This window comes from Bradyrhizobium sp. P2_E8 (assembly GCF_056403875.1).
Map to the genome: position 1 here is coordinate 1 of NZ_JBFUES010001007.1, position 2,635 is coordinate 2,635.

At 65.6% G+C, this 2,635-nt stretch carries 3 protein-coding genes; 1 reads left to right on the top strand and 2 read right to left on the bottom strand.

The features are described from left to right. Positions 1 to 64: 64 nt before the first annotated feature. A complete protein-coding gene (locus AC1D00_RS35815; RefSeq protein WP_477013918.1) occupies positions 65 to 1,012 on the bottom strand; it encodes a hydroxymethylglutaryl-CoA lyase in 948 nt (315 codons plus the stop codon). Next, positions 1,009 to 2,184, bottom strand: coding sequence for a CoA transferase (locus AC1D00_RS35820; protein WP_477013919.1), 1,176 nt, complete (start codon positions 2,182 to 2,184; stop codon positions 1,009 to 1,011). The genes AC1D00_RS35815 and AC1D00_RS35820 overlap by 4 nt, the downstream gene beginning before the upstream one ends. 106 nt (positions 2,185 to 2,290) lie before the next feature. Between AC1D00_RS35820 and AC1D00_RS35825 the strand changes: the two genes are divergently transcribed. Beyond that, positions 2,291 to 2,635, top strand: a 345-nt coding sequence (locus AC1D00_RS35825; RefSeq protein WP_477013920.1) for a LysR family transcriptional regulator, incomplete at its 3' end; no start/stop codon positions are given.

Sequence of the window (2,635 nt, forward strand, 5' to 3'; positions counted from 1 at the left end):
CACCCGGATCGCATCTGACGATGCGATCCGGCCTCTCCCCGCAAGCGGGGAGAGGCGAAGCACTTCACGCCGCCTTCGCTGCACTCCCGCACGGCAATCCCGCGCGCGCGACGCCGCCATACAGCGCCTCGTTCGGCATTTCCTCGCGCAAGATCCTGCGCACCGCGATCAGCTTGTCCAGGTCGATCCCCGTCGCAAAACCCTTGCTCTCGCACAGGAATACGAGGTCCTCGAACACGACATTGCCGGTTGCGCCGGGCGCGAAGGGGCAGCCGCCGAGGCCGCCGAGCGATCCATCGAGGATGCGGACGCCTTCGTCCAGTGCCGCCGCGGCGTTGGCGATCCCCATGCCGCGGGTGTCGTGGAGGTGGATGCAGATCGGCTTTTGCCCTGCGAGCTTCACAGCGGCGCGCGACAGTTCGGCGACCTGCTTCGGACCGGCATAGCCGACGGTGTCGGCGATCGCGACGAAATCGACGCCGGCCTCGAGGCATCTGTCCACCAGCCGCAAGACCTCGGCCGGATCGACCGCGCCGGTGATCGAGCAGCCCAGCGCCATCGAGATCGCGGCATTCACGAGCGGCTTGTGGGAACTGGCGTCGCGCATCTCGCAGAGCCGCCTGACATTGGCGATCGCGGATTCGCGCGAGCGGTGGGCGTTGGCCTGGCTGTGCTCCTCCGTGGCCGAGACCACCGACGCGATCTCGCCGACGCCGGATTCCAGGGCTTCATTGACGCCGCGCTCGTTGAGCGCGAGCGCGATGCCATGAGCACCGGGCAGGCCCGCGACCGCCCCGATGACATCGCGAACGTCGACGAATTGCGGGAAGGTCTTGGCCGGCAGGAACGAGCCGACCTCGAAGTGCCTGACGCCAGCGGCATATTCCTCGCGCACCCAGCGCTGCTTGGCCTCGGTCGACGGGAATTTCTTCACGAGCTGGAGCCCGTCGCGCAGGCCCACCTCGCGCAGGCTGACGCGATTCGAGGGATAAATCATCTCAATCCGGCTCATGCACGCCTCCCAGCGGCTTTTGACGCGATGTCATCCTTGTCGATCTCGGCACGAACGGCCAATGTGTCGGCGCCGAGCGGCGCGACCTTCAGGCCCTCGCCGAGATGGCTGCCGTTCCACTCGACCGGCAGAGCCGGCACATGGAACGGCTTGCCGTCGGCAGTGATGTTGGTGACGAGGCCGCCAGGTCGCAGCACATGCGGATCGGTGAGAAGATCCTCGGGCCGGTTGATCGGCGAGAAGCAGATGTTGAGCGCGTCGAGCTTTTGCGACAGCTCTGCCACGTTCCGCTGCCGGATGATATCGGCGACGCGCGGTATGATCCGCGGCCGCGCCAGGATACGGTCGGTCGTGGTGCGCAAGGCGGAATCTTCGAGAAACTCGGTCAGGCCGAACTCGCGGCAGAAGCTCTGCCAGTGCCCCTCGGTCACGACGCCGATGAAAATGCGTTCGCCGTCCGCGGCATCAAAAATATCGTAGATCGGCCAGGCGTGCTCGCGCTCGGGCATCGAGCGCGGCTTGTTGCCGGTCATCTCGTATTCGACCATGTGCTGGGCGAYCAGGAACAGGCAGTTCTCGAACAGGCCGATGCGGATGTCGGCGCCGTCGCGCTTGCCTCCGCGCTTCTGGTAGAGCGCGGCGAGAATCGCGATCACGCCGAACATGCCGCCCATGATGTCGTTGGCGGAGGACCCGACGCGCTGCGGCTTCTCCCTGGTGCCGGTCATGGCAGCGAGCCCCGACATCATCTGCACGACCTCGTCGAGCGCGGGGCGATGCTCATAGGGACCCGACAGAAAGCCCTTGTGGCCGGCGATGATCAGATGCGGATGCCGGCGGCGCAGTTCCTCGGCACCTAACCCCTGCTTCTCCAGCTGGCCATCGCGAAAATTCTCCAGGAACACGTCGGCCGTCGCGAGCAGACGGTGCATGGTGTCGCGATCCCCGGGCTTCTCAAAGTCCAGCACGACGCTGCGCTTGCCGCGGTTGAACAGCGGAAAGAACGCCGTCCCCATGCCGCCGAGAGAACGGGTCTTGTCGCCGGACGGCGGCTCGACCTTGATCACCTCGGCGCCGAGTTGCGCGAGGATCATTCCGCAGGTCGGGCCCATGACCATGTGGGTCATCTCGACGACCCGCACGCCTTCGAGCGGCAATCCAGCCTCAGTCATGCGTCACTCCCTGTTCGTCCACCCAGGAGACTAGGCCTTCACAAGCCTTCTGAAAAATATAATCTGTCGAAGAGTGCCTTCGCATTTCTAGAACGCTTGATCGCCCATGGATTCGCGCCAGCTCCGCTATTTCATCGCCGTCTACGAGCAGCGGAACCTGTCGCGCGCGGCTGACCAGGTGAACGTCGCGCAGTCCGCGCTCAGCCACCATATCTCGAACCTGGAGGCCGAGTTCGCAACGCCGCTGTTCGAGCGCAAGTCGCGCGGCATGGAACCGACGGCGGCCGGCGAGCGGCTCTATGAGCACGCTCGGATCATCCTGCGCGCGATGGCGGAGGCCGAGACCGAGGTACGCGAGGGCGCCCGCGTCATCGCCGGCGAGATCTCGATCGGCATGGCCAATTCCGGCGTCAAGGCGATCGGCGTCGCGTTGATGCGCACGGTGCTGACC

Excerpts from the sequence above, each read along its gene's own strand:
- AC1D00_RS35815 (WP_477013918.1), bottom strand. The coding sequence starts at position 1,012 with ATGAGCCGGATTGAGATGATTTATCCCTCGAATCGCGTCAGCCTGCGC.